The following is a 17,478-nucleotide window of genomic DNA, read 5'->3' as shown; positions in this document are numbered from 1 at the left end:
TCTGCTGTTAAGGCAGACTTTAAAGTTATATAATCAATATTGTTATTGTTTATATGTTAGTTTAAAATTTTGTGTAAATAATTATAATGAGGAGGTGCTTTAAATGGAAAACAAAAAGTTTTGCCATCTCCACTTACATACTGAATATAGTTTACTTGATAGTTCTGCAAAAATTAAAAAAGTTATTAATAAAGCAAAAGAACTTGGAATGGAAAGTATAGCTATAACAGACCATGGGGTTATGTATGGATGTGTTGCATTTTACAAAGAAGCTATAGCACAAGGCATTAAACCTATACTTGGTTGCGAAGTATATGTTGCAAGTAAGTCTATGAATATTAAAATTAATGATAAGGATAATAGTACTAATCATTTAGTTTTGTTAGTAAAAAATGAAGTTGGTTATGAAAATTTAATGGAAATAGTATCAGCAGCATCTATTGATGGATTTTACTATAAGCCAAGAGTTGACCATGATTTTTTAAAAAAACATAGCGAGGGATTAATTGCATTAAGTGCTTGTCTTGGTGGAGAAGTACAAAAAAATTTATTAAGGGAAAATTATGAAAAGGCAAAAGAAGTTGCATTAATCTATAAGGATATATTTAATGATGGATTTTATTTAGAAATTCAAGATCATGGAATGGAAGAACAAAGAAAAGTTATAGAATATAATATTAAGTTATCTAAAGAAACTGGAATTCCATTAGTTGCAACTAATGATGTTCATTATATTAATAAAGAGGATTCAAAAGCACATGATATTTTAATGTGTATTCAAACTGGAAAAACTTTAGAGGATAAAAATAGAAGAAGATATCCTTCGGATGAGTTTTATTTAAAATCCCCTCAAGAAATGTGGGATATGTTCTCTTATATTCCTGAAGCATTAGAAAATACATTAAAAATTGCGGAGGAATGTAATTTTGATTATGAGTTCCATGTTTCTAAATTACCTAATTTCCCAGTTCCACAAGGATATAAAACACATTTTGATTATCTTGAGGAAGTATGTTTTGAAGGACTTGTAGAAAGATATGATGTGTTTGAGGAATTTAGAAATAAGTTAATTAATGTTCAAGATATAAAAAGCTTTGCAGAAGATAATGAAGAGGCAAGGGAATATGTTGATAGATTAAGTTATGAGCTTGATGTAATTAATCAAATGGGATATGTTGATTACTTCCTCATTACTTGGGATTTTATTAAGTATTCAAATGATAATGGAATACCAACTGGACCAGGAAGGGGTTCGGCAGCAGGTTCAATTGTTGCATATACTCTTGGAATAACAAAAATAAACCCAATAAAATATAACTTACTGTTCGAGAGATTTTTAAATCCTGAAAGAGTAAGTATGCCAGATTATAAATAAGTTTGTTGTAATATTTTTTTAGATAGAAAATACTAAAAGTATAAATCGTTAAAATAATACGCTTTAAATTTAATAGTCGTGTATATTAGAAATAATGTGCTTAAAGAGCCTCGAATTGCTTGAAAGCCCTTAGAGATATTAATGCTACAACGTAAAGATGAAATAGACTTAGGCGTGAATGCTAAAAAATTAATATATTGGGTAATAAGCAGCGAAGTCCTGAATAGGGAAACGTTCAACGACTAGTCCAAAGGGACGTAGCTATCTTTAAGTGAAATTCCAAATCTTAATTTGGTAAATTAAACTTACTCAGTGACTGAAATGAGTTGAGTTTCATTATAAATGGTAGCGAAGTGGGGCAGCCCAAACCGTATAAAGGTCGGTGGGTGAAGATATAGTCTATACCCACTACTAAAGTAGTGTTTAAGTATCTCGAAAGAGAGGGTAGTAATAGATAGATTCTGATTTTTGTTATGAAAGAAGACAGGAAGTAATTGATTATGTTGTTGAGAAATATGGAGCTAAAAATGTATCGCAAATAATTACATTTGGTACTATGGCAGCAAGATTGTGCTTGAGAGACGTAGGAAGAGCTATGAATTATTCATATGCAGAAGTTGATAGAATAGCTAAAATGATTCCTACGATGCTTGGGATAACCATAGAAAAGGCGTTAGAACTAAATCCAGAGCTTAAATTAGCATATGATAGTGAAGATAGGGTAAAGACATTAATAGATGTTAGTAAAACATTAGAAGGTTTACCAAGGCATTCATCAACCCATGCCGCTGGTGTAGTTATTGCATCAAAACCATTAGTTGAGTATGTACCACTTCAAAAAAATGAAGATATGATAGTAACTCAATTTGATATGACAACATTAGAAGAACTTGGTCTATTAAAAATGGATTTCCTTGGATTAAGAACTTTAACAGTTATGAGTGAGGCTGTTAAGATGATTAAGGAAAATAGAAATATAGACCTTGATTTAGATAAAATAGATTTTGAAGATAAAAATGTTTATAACATGATTGGTGAAGGAAAAACAGCAGGTGTATTTCAACTAGAATCTCCTGGAATGACATCATTTATGAAAGAACTTAAGCCAGATTGTTTAGAAGATATTATAGCCGGAATATCGTTATATAGACCAGGTCCAATGGCAGAAATTCCAAGATATATAGAAGGAAAGAGAAATAAAGATAGTGTACATTATGAAACACCAGAGCTTGAAAGTATATTAGATGTTACTTATGGAGTAATGGTGTATCAAGAGCAAGTTATGCAAATAGTTAGAGATCTAGGGGGATACTCTTTAGGTAGAAGTGATATGGTTAGAAGAGCTATGTCAAAGAAAAAGCATAGCGTTATGGAACAAGAGAGAAAAAACTTTATATATGGAATAGTAGATGAAAGTGGCAATGTAGAAGTGCCAGGCTGTTTGAGAAATGGTATAAGCGAAAAAGCAGCAAATGAAATTTTCGATCAGATGATGGATTTTGCTTCGTATGCTTTTAATAAATCTCATGCAGCAGCCTATGCAGTAATAGGCTATCAAACAGCATATTTAATGCATTACTATCCAGTAGAAACCATAGCAGCTATGGTAAACTCTGTTATGGGAATAAGTGAAAAAGTAGCACACTATATTAAATTTGCAGAAGGATTAGGTATACAGGTTTTACCGCCTAATATAAATGAAAGTTACTCAAAGTTTACTGTTAAAGGAAATAGTATAAGATTTGGTTTAGCAGCAATAAAAAATGTTGGATTGAATGTTGTTGAAGGAATAGTTAGTGCTAGAGAAAGCAAAGGAAGGTTTGAGTCATTAATTGATTTTATAAATAAAATTGAATTATCAACAATAAACAAAAGAGCAGTAGAAAGCTTAATAAAAGCAGGGGCATTTGATGAATTTAAAACATTTAGGTCAAAGCTTTTAAATGTTTATGAAAAATTAATGGAAAGTGTTTTTTACGATAAAAAAAGAAATATAGATGGTCAACTTAATCTTTTTAATCTTTCAGATGAAGAAATAAAAGTACCAGAAATAAAATATCCAGATATAAATGAATTTTCAAAAAATAACTTATTATCAATGGAAAAAGAAATGACTGGACTTTATATATCAGGTCATCCTTTAGATGAGTATGAAAAAAGTTTAAAAATGATGACTTCAACTACAATAGAAAAGATATTCCAATCTTATGAAAGTATTATGGATGGATTAAATGAGGATGAAAATTTAATTCAAGATAATCAAAGAGTAATAATTGGTGGGATATTAGCAGAAGTAAACCAAAAAGTAACTAGAAATAATTCAATAATGGCATTTTTAAAGTTAGAAGATTTAACAGGGGTCATTGAAGTAGTAGTTTTTCCTAAGACATTAGACAAAGTAAGAAATTTAATAAACTTAGATTCAATGGTTATTATTAAAGGAAGAGTTAATATAAAAGAAGATGAGGAACCAAAGCTTATTTGTGAAAGCATTGAGCCATTAGAAAAGATAAATAGCAATAAGTTATATATAAGAGTTGATGATTTGCAAAAGGCTAAAGAAATGAAACCTAAATTAATACAGATTGCAAATGAATATAAAGGTGATTCTGCAATTTATATATTTACTTCAAATGATAGAAAAAGTTATAGAGTGCCAAGGGAAATATGGGTAGATTTAAACACAGATATTGTTTTTGAATTAAAAAATATTTTTGGAGAAAATAATGTAAAAATAGTGGATTAAAATTAAATAAAATGTTTAAATATCTTCACAAATTATTCTTTTGTGAAGATATTTTTCTTCTAAAAAAATTTTTATAAGATTTCACAAAAAAAGTAAATTGAATAACTCGAATTTAAAATAAAGATATTTTTAAAATAAAAAAAATAATTAATATCAATGTTAATTAAATAACAATAAGGTAAAAAAATATTGAAATTTACATATTTTTCATATAAAATATAATAGAATAATAAATGTAAAAAAATGCAAGGAAATAAAATTATAATTAAAATACACCTATATTTTCGATAAAATTAGGGTAAAATAGTCATGTAAACCTATAAGAAAACGATAATTTTAGACATAAGCACATTTATTTTTAGTTGCATTACAATCATTTTACAAGTAAAATATATAAGGTGGTAAAAAGTTTAACAATAAACAAAATAGTGATATGATGACAAATATTTCAGAGTGAGTGGACAGGCAGAGTCGTTAGTAGTATCGAGGAGGAATATTTATATGAAGAAAATAGCTGTTTTAACAAGTGGTGGAGATGCTCCAGGAATGAATGCTGCAATAAGAGCAGTAGTAAGAACTGCAATACACAATGGTATTGAAGTTATGGGAGTTCAAAGAGGATATGCTGGATTAATTAATGGTGAATTATTCCCAATGAATAGATCATCAGTTTCAGATATAATTCAAAGAGGCGGTACAATTTTAAGAACTGCTAGATGTTTAGAATTCAAACAAGAAGAAGTAAGAAAAGAAGCTGCACAAATTCTTGCAGATAATGGTGTAGATGCTTTAGTAGTTATTGGTGGAGATGGATCTTTCACTGGTGCTAAATTATTATCTAAGTTAGGAGTAAAAACAATAGGTTTACCAGGAACTATCGATAATGATTTAACTTACACTGATTACACAATAGGATTTGATACAGCATTAAATACTGTAGTTGATGCTATAGATAAAATTAGAGATACTTCAACTTCACACGAAAGAGTATCTATTGTAGAAGTTATGGGTAGAAATTGTGGAGATATTGCTCTTCATACTGGTATAGCTTGTGGAGCTGAATATATAATTGCACCAGAAAAAGGTTACGATAAAGAAGAATTATGTAAAGTTATTTTAGAAGGTAAGAAAGCTGGAAAAATGCATAATTTAGTATTACTTGCTGAAGGTGTTGGTGGAGCTTCAGAATTAGCTAAGTATATAGAAGCTCAAACAGGAATCGAAACTAGAGCAACAGTTTTAGGACACATTCAAAGAGGTGGAGCTCCAAGTGCTTTTGATAGAGTATTAGCTTCAAGAATGGGTGCAAAAGCAATTGAACTATTAATGGAAGGTAAAACTTCAAGAGTAATTGGTATAAAAGATAATGAAATATTTGACCAAGATATAGATGAAGCTTTAGCTTTACCTAGAACTTTTGATGAAAAATTATACGAAATTTCAGAGCAAATTTCTAAATAATATGATGCGCTAATAATTTATTTTAAATACATTAAATCTAGAGATTAAAGGAGAGTTTTAGATGAGAAAGACTAAAATCATTTGCACTATCGGTCCAGCTAGTGAAAATCCAGAAATATTATCACAAATAATTGAAGCAGGAATGAATGTTTCAAGACACAACTTCTCTCATGGAGATCATGAAGAACATGCAGCAAGAATCAACTTAGTTAAAGAATTAGCTAAGAAGCACAATAAAGAAATCGCTGTTATGTTAGATACAAAAGGACCAGAAATCAGAACTGGTAAATTTGATCCAAAGAAAGTTGAATTACAAGAGGGTGCTAAATTCACAGTACACGCTGGTGGAGATGTTGTAGGTAATACTGAAGAATGTTCAGTAACTTATGCTGGATTAGCTAACGATGTTAAGCCAGGAGACACTATCCTTATAGATGATGGTTTAGTAGGATTAACTGTTGAATCAATTGAAGGAAACAAAATCCACTGTAAAGTTCAAAACACAGGATTTGTTGCAACTCACAAAGGAGTTAACGTTCCAGGAGTTTCAATCCAATTACCAGCTTTAACTGAAAAAGATATAGCTGACTTAAAATTTGGTTGTGAAATTGGAGTTAATGCTGTAGCTGCTTCATTTATAAGAAAAGCTTCAGACGTTGAAGCAATCAGAGAAATATTAAATGCAAATGGTGGAGAACACATCCAAATAATTTCTAAAATCGAAAATCAAGAAGGTGTTGATAACATAGATTCAATATTAGCAGCTTCTGATGGTTTAATGGTTGCTAGAGGAGATCTAGGAGTTGAAATTCCATTTGAAAAATTACCAGCTGTTCAAAAGATGATGATTGAAAAATGTAATGCTGCTGGAAAGCCAGTTGTAACTGCAACTCAAATGTTAGACTCAATGATGAGAAATCCAAGACCAACAAGAGCAGAAGTTTCTGACGTAGCTAATGCTATATTAGATGGTACAGATGCAATCATGTTATCAGGAGAATCAGCTAATGGAGATTGGCCAGTAGAATCAGTTCAAACAATGGCTAGAATAGCTATTGAAACTGAAAAGAAATTAAATTATGAAACTGCAGTTTCTAAGGCTAAATCTCATACTCCAGCTGTATCAGGAGTTATATCAAGAGCTGCTTGTAATGCTGCCAATGAATTAAAAGCTGCTGCTATAGTTTCTTCAACTAAGAGTGGATCAACTGCAAGAAGAATTTCTCAATGCAGACCAGACTGTGCAATAGTAGCTGTAACTCCATGTGAAAAAGTTGCTAAGAGCTTAGCGTTCTGCTTTGGAGTATATCCAGTAGTTGCTGAAGACCAAAATTCAACAGACGCTATGATGGCAAATGCTACTAAGTTAGCTGTTGAAAATGGATTTGCTAAATCTGGAGATACAGTTATAATAGCTGCTGGATTAGATCAAGTTGGATCAACTAACCTTTTAAAAGTAAGTGTAGTAGAATAATTTGAGATAAAAAAAGAAGTGTAATTTTTACACTTCTTTTTTTATACTCATAAAAGTTTCTTAAAATAAGTAAGATATTAGCTTTAATAAATTATGACTAATATACGTTTATATTTATGGCTAATATACTTTAAGAAAAGAACTAATATATTTTTAACAAATTTTAAGACATATAAATGAATAAAATTATTCATTAGTACTTTAAAATTTGTTTAAAAATGAAGGATAAACCATCAAAAAATAATAAAAAACAAAAAGTTAACAAAAAGTTAACAATTTAAATTAAAAAATTAGGTTATAATTGATATTATCATAAAAGTTCGAAAGAATTAAGATGGTACAGTATGGCAACTGATTCTATTAAAAAATACACCGTAAGGTGTATTTTTTTTTTGAAAAAAGTGTTAACTACCTCTATGATAAAGACTAATATAAGAATAATTTTTCTATTTCACTTATATCTAATCCTGTTATACTAGAAATAGTATTTATATCTAATCCTGCTTCTAAAGATTTTCTAGCCACTTCTATAGCCTTGTTTTTTCCCCCTTCCTTTTTCCAATTTCTTTGCCTTTTTCTTCTGCATTTTCTAAGGCACTTATCTTATCCAATAATGCTGCTCTTCTATCTTCATACTTCATTCTCTCTTTATCATTGGCACTTAGTCTAAATAATTCATCTTTTGCTTCTTTTATTTCTTGTATTGTCATTTCTGCTTTTTCAAGCTTATTGCTAATAGGATTTTCTATAAATTCCATCCATGCATCAAAAACATCTTTTATTTCTTCATTCTTAGGTAATTTAGGTAGCTCTATAAAGTGTAATTCTTGAATATCTGTTAATTCCTCATTTGTATTAATTTCTTTTAATCTATAAACCGAATGAGCTTCTTTAGTATTTAAGCATTTAAAGTTTAATATATTTATACAAATAGTTTTAGTTAATTTATCATATTTTTGTCCTTCTGTGAGCTGACTTTCAAACATTTTATTCCAATAATAAAGGCTTCTTTTAACCATATTATGTTCATCTTTTATTTTTATTTCAATATTAATTAATTCACCTTTATTGGTTTTTGCCTTTATATCTAATCTACTAAATTTATCTTCTATAGATTCTTTTTCTATATCAGTATTCATTATTTGAACTGATTTTATTGGGTCTTTTGGCTTTATTACTGCATTTAAAAATGAAATTAGTATCTTAGGATTTCTTTCATTTCCAAAGATTCTTTTGAAAACAAAATCTACTTTAGGACTTAATATCTCTAATCTAGTCAAATATCTCAACTCCTTCCATGTTATTAAACATCTTATCTTAATTATACTATAGAAAAAATAATTAAATAAATAATTTATTAAATTAGTATACTTGTAAATGAATATTCCTTATAATTTAATAATCATAATTTCCATATTCACTTTAAAATATTTCAATACTTATACTATGTTTATAAACAAGTTGAAATAATATATAATATTATTAGTTTATCATATTAAAAACTAGGTACATAATAATTAATATAAGTATAATAATACAATAATGATTGATAGGTGATAATTTTGGTAGAAAAAAATAAAGAGTACATATTAGATATAATTTCTCAAGGATATGAGGGAGAAGGGATAGCAAAGATTAATGATACTTTTCCTATATTTATAGAAGGTGCATTAAAAGGTGAAAAAGTTAATGCAAAAATAGTTAAATCTAAAAAGAATTTTGCTTATGCTAAGTTAATTAATGTTATAGAGCCATCAAAAGAAAGATGCGAACCAATATGCAAAATAAATAAAAGATGTGGGGGATGTAAATTACAACATTCTAATTATAGTGAACAATTAAACTTTAAATTTGAAAGGGTAAAGGACTGTATAAGCAAGATAGGTAAGTTAGATGATAGTATAGTTAAATTTCCGTTAGGAATGAAAGAACCTTGGAGATATAGAAATAAAGTTCAATTACCTATAGGTATGGTAAATGGAGAATTAAAAATAGGATTTTTTGCACCAAGAAGCCACGAAATAATAGATATGGAAAGTTGTTTAATTCAAGATGAAATAGCTGATAAGATAGTTGAATTAACAAGAGAATGGATAAAAAGGAATAATATAAAACCTTATAATGTTGATGGAAAATATGATGAAGCTGGAATTATTAGGCATATAATGATTAGACGTGGATTTACAACTAATGAGGTAATGATTGTTTTAGTTACTAATGGAAAGAAGTTGCCTCATAAAGATGAATTTATAAAAGTAATGGCTGATAATATAGTTGGATTGAAGAGTATAGTACAAAATATTAATTCTAAACCTACAAATGTAATATTAGGTGATGAATGTATAACATTATGGGGGGAGTCTACTATAAGTGATTATATAGGTAATTTTAAATTTAATATATCTCCATTATCTTTTTTTCAAGTTAATCCTATTCAAACAGAAGTATTATATGGTAAGGCTTTAGAATATGCCAAATTAACAGGTAATGAAACTGTGTTTGATGCTTATTGTGGAACTGGAACAATAACATTATTTTTATCGCAAAAGGCAAAGAAAGTTTATGGAGTTGAAATAATTCCACAAGCTATTGAAAACGCAAATATAAATGCTAAAGAAAATAATGTTGATAATGTTGAATTTTTTGTTGGAGAGTCAGAAGTTATTATACCAGATTTAATAAATAAAGGTGTAAAAGCTGATGTAGTTGTTGTTGATCCACCAAGAAAGGGCTGTGATGTTAAATTATTAAATGCTATAACTAATATAAATGCTGAAAGAATAGTATATGTAAGCTGTGATCCAAGTACATTAGCTAGAGATTTAGCTATTTTAGAGAAAAATGGATATAAAACAATTGAAGTTCAGCCAGTAGATATGTTCCCGCAAACTACACACATTGAAAATGTAGCTATGATTGTTAAGTTATAGAACTACAAAGTGGATAAAAATTAAGTATATGTATTATTGAATAAATTTTATTAAAAGTGGAATAATTTAATATATAGCTAAGAAGCTTTTAAACCATTGTTATTATAATGTATTTATATTTATTAAATTCTCATATAGCGCCATAAATATATTTTTAATAACAATGGTTAATTTATTTTAAAATTGATGAGAGGTGCTTATTTAGATGGACATAGAGAAAAGCTTTTTTAAAGCCTTCTTAAAAAATTTTGATGAAATTTCTTTTAAGTTAAGGTTTGGGGATGGCGAAGAAATTAAAGTAGGTTTTGATGATCCTAAGTTTAAAATAATTTTAAAAACACCTTTAAAAAGAAAGGATTTATTAGCAAGTACTTCATTAGCATTTGGTGAAGCTTATATGAATGGAGACTTAGAAATAGAAGGAGACATATTTACTGTATTTAATGAATTATTAAAATGTATAGATAAGTTTTCTACTAACTTTAAAAGTTTAAATAAGATATTTTGTGGATCGACTTGTATGAAGAAACAAAAAGAAGAAGTTTCATCACACTATGATATAGGTAATGATTTTTATAAAATATGGTTAGATGATACTTTAAGTTATTCCTGTGCATATTTTAAAGATGAAAATGATTCGTTGCATGATGCACAAATTAATAAGATTAATCACATATTAAAAAAACTTAATTTAAGTGAAGGATTAAATTTACTTGATATTGGTTGTGGATGGGGTGGATTATTAATAGAAGCAGCTAAAAAATATAAAGTAAAAGGACTAGGTATAACATTAAGCAATGAACAGTATAAAAAGTTTAAAGAAAGAATAAAAGAAAATAATCTTGAAGATTTATTAGATGTAAGACTAATGGATTATAGAGAACTTAAAAAAAGCGGACTTTCATTTGATAGAGTTGTAAGTGTTGGGATGTTAGAACATGTAGGTAGACCAAATTATGATTTGTTCTTTGAAAATGTTAATGCGGTATTGAAAAAAGGCGGATTATTTTTATTACATTACATAAGTGGACTGAAAGAATCTGAAGGTGATGCATGGATAAAAAAATACATATTTCCAGGTGGTGTAATACCTAGTTTTAGAGAGATAATAGAAATATCAGCTGATTATAATTACCATACTATAGATGTAGAAAGTTTAAGATTACATTATACAAAAACATTGTTAGAATGGGCGAAGAATTTTGATAATAATATAGACGAAGTTAGAAAAATGTTTGATGAGAAATTTATAAGAATGTGGAGAATGTATTTATATTCTTGTGCAGCTTCTTTTAATAATGGAGTAATAGATTTACACCAAATATTATTTGTAAAAGGTGTTAATAATAATTTACCAATGACAAGAGAATATATATATAAATAAATTTAAACTAAAAAAAGTGGCATAAAAGCCACTTTTTTTAACTCTAATATTTTAAATACATCAAATTTTTGTTTTAAGATTATTCACCAAGAATTTCGTTTATAGCATTTTTATAAGCATCAGCTTTTGCTCCGAATATTGCTTGAACTCCGTTACCAACTTCAACAACACCAGCAGCACCAAGATTTTTTAATTCTTCTTTGTTTACATTTGCTTTGCTCTTTACTTCAACTCTTAATCTTGTGATACAAGCATCAACAGATACTATGTTTTCTTCTCCACCTAAAGCAGCTAATACTAAAGGTGCTTTTTCAGCTATTTCACCTTTACCAGCTGTCTTTGGAGCAGCAGTTTCTGTAGCTCCACCCTTAGAGTTTTGGAAATCAGCTTTAGTGTAAAGTTTAGTTTCACCTTCGTTTTCATCTCTACCTGGAGTTTTTAAGTTCATCTTAGTGATTAAGAAGTAGAATACTAAGTAATAAACTACTGCATAAACGGCACCAACTATTAATACCCAGTACCAATTAGTTGGAACTCCTGCACCAGCTGGAAGTAAACCGAATAATGAGAAGTCAATTACACCACCAGAGAATGTCATTCCGATAAATACATTGAATATATCCATTAACATGAATGATAAACCTGCAAGTACACAGTGAACAACATATAAAACTGGAGCAACAAATAAGAATGTGAATTCTAATGGTTCAGTTATACCAGTTAAGAATGAAGTTACACCAGCAGCTAATAATAATGATCCAACAACTTTTTTCTTGCTTGGAAGAGCAGCTTTATACATTGCAAATGCAGCAGCTGGAAGACCAAACATCATGAATGGGAATTTACCAGCCATGAATCTTGTTGTTCCACTAACGATATCGCTCATAGTTGAGGCAGATGCACCAACTAAGTCAGTCATGCTTGATAATTGAACGAAGTAAGCTGTATTAGCACCAGCAACAGTTTGAACAGATCCGTTAACTAAAACGTTAGCTTCAACGAATGATCCAAACCAGAATGGAGTGTAGAATACATGATGTAATCCAAATGGAATTAATGCTCTTTCAATTAATCCATAGAAGAAAGTACCGATTGTACCAGCTTCTCTAACTAAGTTAGCTATAACAGAAATACCATCTTGTACAACTGGCCATGCAAATGCAAGTACTGCACCAACTAAAGCCATTGTAAGTGAAGTTATTATTGGAACAAATCTAGCGCCTGAGAAGAATCCAATAACTGGTGGTAATTGGATTGTGCAGAATCTGTTGTGTAATAATGCAGTAACTATACCAGTTATAATACCACCAAATACAGACATATTTAATGTAAATATACCTAAGTTTGTAGTTACATATGTTCCGTATTCACCAACTGAATCTGGAGTAAGAACTCCTAATTGAGTTACACCTAAAGCTAAAAGTGTAGAAACAACTTGGTTCATTACGATAAATCCAAATACTGAAGCTAAAGCAGCAGTACCTTTATCTTTTTTAGCTAAACCAACAGCAACACCAACTGTAAATAATAAAGGTAAGTTACCAAATACTATATCACCTATATTTTTCATAACAGTTAAAACAGCTGTAACAGCTGGAATGTTAACAAATGCTATTAATGGTTCGTAAACAGCAGGTGGATTACTTAACCCAGATATACCTAGTAATGCTCCACCAACTCCTAGTAATATACCAGCGATTGGAAGTGCAGCAATTGGAAGCATAATAGCTTTACCAATTCTTTGTAAAAATTGCATCATTTTATTATTCCTCCTAAAATTAATAATTTAAAATTATAAGATAATAACATGAGCCTTAATGAATTACAAAAAAATAAAAAGGCCCAAATATCTATAAATTATAAATCTATCTTTTATTATTATTTCAGATAAAAAAATAATTTATACATATTTAAGCCTTGCCTGCATCACCAGTAACACGCTTATTTATTATTAACTAGTAATATAATAACACAATATAAAAAATATGTAAAGGTTTTTTAAAATAATTTTTTTATAAATTTCATAAATTGAAATTTATTTTAACATAATAATAAAATTTCATTTTTTTAAGTTGAGATTTTAACTTTTGTTATATAAAATAAGAATTATAAAATAATAGGGGGTTGGCCAAATGGCATACATAGTTTCATATGGATTATTAATAATATCAGTATTTTGCTCATATAACCTAGCAAAGGAAAATGTTCAAAATAAATTGATATGGCCTATATTGACAGTTATTTTAGGGCCTGCAATATTTATAATACAGTATTTAGTAACAATATTTATGAAAAAGAAATTAGTTTAAATTAATTAAGCTGTAATTTTAGTTAGATAATAATTCTCTAATTAATTACAGCTTATTTTTAAATTTAAATAGCTAAAAATAAATTTAAGTTGTTAAACCAAATATGAATATAATTTATATATATAAGGTTTATTAGTTTTAGAATTATATATGTGGATAAATATATTTATCCACATTAAAAGTTATCCACAGAATGTGGATAACTTTTAAAAACTGTTGAAAACTTTTAAAAAGTTATTGACACAATATATTAGGTATATATATAAATCAATAACAATATAGGGTGTATTGTAGAAAAAAGTCATAGAATGTTGAAGAAAAAATATAGAACAGATATTCTTATAGTTAAGTTATCAACAATATTAACATAGCTGTGGATAAAATCTGTGGATAATATTTATTTTTCATAAAAATGGAAATAAAATGTCTGTTTAATAGTTAAGGGTTGTGGATAACTATTATTAATAGATGTAATTTTATGTAAATAATTTATGTAATGTTAAGTATAATTTTTAAGGAGAAATATGAAATATAATAAAAAAATATTTAAAGCAGAATTTATAAGTAGGCCAAATAGATTTAATGCAATAGTTAAACTTAATGAGGAAGAAATAAAAGTTCATGTGCCTAATACGGGGAGATGTAGAGAAATTTTAGTGCCGGGATGTGAGGTGTTTTTAAGAGAAGAATCTAATCCTACAAGAAAGACTAAATTTGATTTAATATCAGTATATAAGGAAGAAAAATTGATAAGCATAGATTCACAAATGCCTAATAAGGTAGTTGATGAAGCATTAAGGAATAAAAAAATATATGGCTTAGAAGATTATAATAATATTTTAAGAGAAAAGACATTTGGAAAAAGTAGATTTGATTTTAAACTATCTACAAGTGAGGGAAATGAGTATTATTTAGAAGTAAAGGGAGTTACATTAGAAGAAAATAAATATGCTAAATTTCCTGATGCAAAAACAGAAAGAGGAACTAAACATTTATTAGAATTAGTTGAAGCAAAAAAGAAAGGTTATGGAGCAGGGATATTTTTTTTAATACAATTAGAAGATGTAAATAAGTTTTCTCCAAATGATATTAGGGATAAAGAATTTGGTGAAGCTTTAAGATTTGCTAAAGAAAATGGCGTAGATATATTTGCATACAATTGTTTAGTAAATGAAAATGAAATAAAAATAAATAATCCAGTTGAAATTATTCTTTAAATTATTTTAAAGAATGTAAGCTTAAAATTAAGTGAAATTAGAAAATTTTTATTTTCTAATTTCACTATAAATTAATATTTTAGTTTTCTTCACGGATTATACTAATTTTTAAAATACCATCTTTAAAATAAACTTTAGCTGAATTTATCATCATTCCTACTAATGTAAGTTCTGAATCAAATTCACATTCTCCACCAAGGCTCCAGTAATAGTGTTCTATTTCATGTTGTCTTGGCGTGTTTAAGATATAGGTTAAATATTCTAATTCTTCTTTTGAAATATTATCAATATGTCCATAGACGCTAAAATAAGAATTTTCATTGTCAGAAGTTAAGTCAATATGGACATCAGTTGTTCCTAATTTGTAAAAATAAGCTATTAATTCATTGATAATCTTAATGTTTTTTTCAATTTTAAATTTCATAGGTTAAATCTCCTTTTTGAAGGTAGTTATTAATGGAATTAATATCATTGCAACGAATCCTCCAGCTAGGCCATTGTTATAAAGATTAAGTCCACCATGTAAATAGCCTATATTTGCAACTATATTAACATGAATTATACCAGCTAGTATACCATATTTCCACCCAAATTTACCACAAATAGGAGCTAATGTGGTTGAAAATAATATTGATAATAATAAAGATGGTGATGTAACTTCATTTACATTAAATATAGCAGCGATGGTAGCTCCTATAATTATAGGAATAGTATTTTTTATATTTTTACCAAAGCAACCAAATCCTATTATAGTAAAAATTCCACATATAGTAGCACCATTTAAATCTCCGCCAATTAAGATAACATAACAAGTGGATAAAATTCCTAATATACCCATATTGATATATGTAGATTCTTTAAATAGAATATAAAAATCACTTATTAATCTACCCGTTTGTCTATTGATATTTTTAAAATTAATTTTATTATTATTGCCTTTCATAATTCCAATAGTTATCAAAAACATGCAGCACATAAGAAGTAAAATAAATAAAATTTTATTTGATCCACTATGCCAAATAAGTCTAGAATCTAAATTTATACCGAATCCTCTCATAATTGACATTAATAATGTAGCAAGTAATCCACTAGCAAATCCAATATTATATAAATTATATCCATTATGTGATTTTATGCTATGAGATGCTATTGGAGGTAATACAAATCCAACCGCTATACCAACTAATATTCCTAGTATTATTGAAAGTACACTATATTCAGAGTTAAAAAAACTAATTTGACTTACTACAGGAGATAGGGAGGTACCTAATAAAGCAACTAATATATAATTTAGAAATGGTTCTTTTTGATATCTAGAAAATAAATAAACACCAAATATTATAGGCCAAATGTTAAATATATTTTTACCTAAAAAAGAAAATCCAGTCATTAACCATAAAGACATTATTGTTGAACCATTAGGCTTAACTCCTATAATAACTAAAAGTAATAGTGATAATAAGCTTGTTAGAGCAGCATTTACTAAAGCAGCACCAATTCCTCCTACTTCCATATAGTCAGTAATTAATATATCTGATGAAAATATTATAGATTTTAATCCATTGAAAATTTCTGATGGTGAATCTAATAAAAATGCAAATATAATAAAAAATAAGTATAAAATAGATAGGATTATATATGGCGGATAATAATTTTTTAATAGTTTCATTTAAAACCTCCGTTTAAAAATTTTTTTAACTTTAATCTTTAATAAAGGATTATTTAAAAATTAAATAATCCTTTATTTTTAGTTATATGTAGAAACATTTTATCAAATAACTTTTTAAATTTATAGACTAATTATTAAATTTATGGCAATTTATTATAAACTTCTTTAAAAATTTATTCAAAATAGTATAATAGAATTTATAAATTTAGTACATAGGGGTGTTTTAATGGAGATAAAAAAAAATAAAACTGTACCTGAAATTAAGGGGCTTTTAAGAAGTCATGTAGTAGAAGTACCTTCTTGTATTAGGGATTGTTCAGGGATAAAGATATTTGGAAAAAGAATAAAGTCATTATTATTTACAACAGATGTTGCAATTATAAGAAACACTAATGCAGATGCAATAATAGCTGTTTATCCATTTACTCCTCAACCTTTAATAACAGCAGCATTGGTTATGGCAGCAGATGTTCCAGTTTTTTGTGGTGTTGGAGGAGGAATAACTCAAGGTAAAAGAGTAGTTAATTTAGCTTTAGACGCAGAGTTTAAAGGTGCTATGGGTGTAGTTGTAAATTCTCCTACATCTAATGAAGTAGTTTCAAGAATAAGAGAAACAATTGATATTCCATTAATAGTTACTGTAGTTTCAATTGATGAAAATATAAGAGAAAGAATAGAGGCGGGAGCTACTATACTAAATGTATCTGGTGGAAAAAATACTCCAGAAATAGTAAGGAGAATTAAAGATGAATTTCCTGATTTTCCTGTTATAGCAACTGGTGGACCAAATGAGGAAACTATTAGAATGACTATAGAAGCAGGAGCTAATGCTATTACTTATACCCCACCATCGAATGGTGATACTATGAGCAGTCTTATGGATAAGTATAGAAATTTGTAATTTAAATGGAAT

At 28.0% G+C, this 17,478-nt stretch carries 11 protein-coding genes and 2 pseudogenes; 9 read left to right on the top strand and 4 right to left on the bottom strand.

Annotated elements, in window-relative coordinates:
- Nucleotides 1-103 precede the first annotated feature (103 nt).
- The 4 genes and pseudogenes from dnaE (QZ321_RS07635) to pyk all read left to right on the top strand — a co-directional run.
- Nucleotides 104-1,366: pseudogene (dnaE, locus tag QZ321_RS07635) on the top strand (DNA polymerase III subunit alpha); the annotation flags it as partial.
- 463 nt (nucleotides 1,367-1,829) lie between these two features.
- Nucleotides 1,830-4,121: pseudogene (gene dnaE, locus QZ321_RS07630) on the top strand (DNA polymerase III subunit alpha); the annotation flags it as partial.
- Nucleotides 4,122-4,622: 501 nt separating this feature from the next.
- A complete protein-coding gene (pfkA, locus tag QZ321_RS07625; protein WP_291741195.1) occupies nucleotides 4,623-5,582 on the top strand; it encodes a 6-phosphofructokinase in 960 nt (319 codons plus the stop codon).
- Between the two features lie 61 nt (nucleotides 5,583-5,643).
- A complete protein-coding gene (pyk, locus tag QZ321_RS07620) occupies nucleotides 5,644-7,056 on the top strand; it encodes a pyruvate kinase (RefSeq protein ID WP_291741197.1) in 1,413 nt (470 codons plus the stop codon).
- 527 nt (nucleotides 7,057-7,583) lie between these two features.
- Here the strand turns inward: pyk and QZ321_RS07615 are convergent.
- Complete coding sequence (locus QZ321_RS07615; protein ID WP_366665121.1) at nucleotides 7,584-8,336, bottom strand: Rpn family recombination-promoting nuclease/putative transposase; 753 nt, start codon at nucleotides 8,334-8,336, stop codon at nucleotides 7,584-7,586.
- 282 nt (nucleotides 8,337-8,618) lie between these two features.
- Here QZ321_RS07615 and rlmD point away from each other — a divergent pair, with 282 nt between their 5' ends.
- Both rlmD and QZ321_RS07605 read left to right on the top strand, forming a co-directional pair.
- Nucleotides 8,619-9,986: a 23S rRNA (uracil(1939)-C(5))-methyltransferase RlmD gene (rlmD, locus tag QZ321_RS07610; RefSeq protein WP_291749423.1), complete on the top strand. Its 1,368-nt coding sequence runs from the start codon at nucleotides 8,619-8,621 to the stop codon at nucleotides 9,984-9,986.
- A gap of 205 nt (nucleotides 9,987-10,191) precedes the next feature.
- Nucleotides 10,192-11,370, top strand: a complete 1,179-nt coding sequence (locus tag QZ321_RS07605; RefSeq protein ID WP_291749419.1) for a class I SAM-dependent methyltransferase — start codon at nucleotides 10,192-10,194, stop codon at nucleotides 11,368-11,370.
- 79 nt (nucleotides 11,371-11,449) lie between these two features.
- On the opposite strand, the gene QZ321_RS07600 is transcribed toward QZ321_RS07605, so the two are convergent.
- Nucleotides 11,450-13,129: a PTS transporter subunit EIIC gene (locus QZ321_RS07600; RefSeq protein WP_291749416.1), complete on the bottom strand. Its 1,680-nt coding sequence runs from the start codon at nucleotides 13,127-13,129 to the stop codon at nucleotides 11,450-11,452.
- Between the two features lie 373 nt (nucleotides 13,130-13,502).
- Here QZ321_RS07600 and QZ321_RS07595 point away from each other — a divergent pair, with 373 nt between their 5' ends.
- A complete protein-coding gene (locus QZ321_RS07595) occupies nucleotides 13,503-13,679 on the top strand; it encodes a hypothetical protein (RefSeq protein WP_291743930.1) in 177 nt (58 codons plus the stop codon).
- A gap of 524 nt (nucleotides 13,680-14,203) precedes the next feature.
- Nucleotides 14,204-14,896, top strand: coding sequence for a DNA/RNA nuclease SfsA (sfsA, locus tag QZ321_RS07590; RefSeq protein WP_291747287.1), 693 nt, complete (start codon nucleotides 14,204-14,206; stop codon nucleotides 14,894-14,896).
- Between the two features lie 79 nt (nucleotides 14,897-14,975).
- Here sfsA and QZ321_RS07585 read toward each other — a convergent pair whose 3' ends face one another.
- Together QZ321_RS07585 and QZ321_RS07580 are read right to left on the bottom strand one after the other, a co-directional pair.
- A complete protein-coding gene (locus QZ321_RS07585; RefSeq protein WP_291747285.1) occupies nucleotides 14,976-15,320 on the bottom strand; it encodes a hypothetical protein in 345 nt (114 codons plus the stop codon).
- Between the two features lie 3 nt (nucleotides 15,321-15,323).
- Entirely contained in the window at nucleotides 15,324-16,565 is a 1,242-nt protein-coding gene (locus QZ321_RS07580) for a DUF1576 domain-containing protein (RefSeq protein WP_291747282.1), read from the bottom strand.
- Nucleotides 16,566-16,791: 226 nt separating this feature from the next.
- Here QZ321_RS07580 and QZ321_RS07575 point away from each other — a divergent pair, with 226 nt between their 5' ends.
- The gene (locus tag QZ321_RS07575; RefSeq protein ID WP_291739808.1) at nucleotides 16,792-17,466 is read left to right on the top strand and encodes a hydrolase; all 675 of its coding nucleotides are present in this window, start codon (nucleotides 16,792-16,794) and stop codon (nucleotides 17,464-17,466) included.
- The last annotated feature ends 12 nt before the right edge of the window (nucleotides 17,467-17,478 follow it).

Source organism: uncultured Clostridium sp., from assembly GCF_910588715.1.
GTDB lineage: Bacteria > Bacillota > Clostridia > Clostridiales > Clostridiaceae > Clostridium.
Note: the sequence above shows the minus strand (reverse complement) of the source record. Positions and strands in the feature narration are given on the sequence as shown.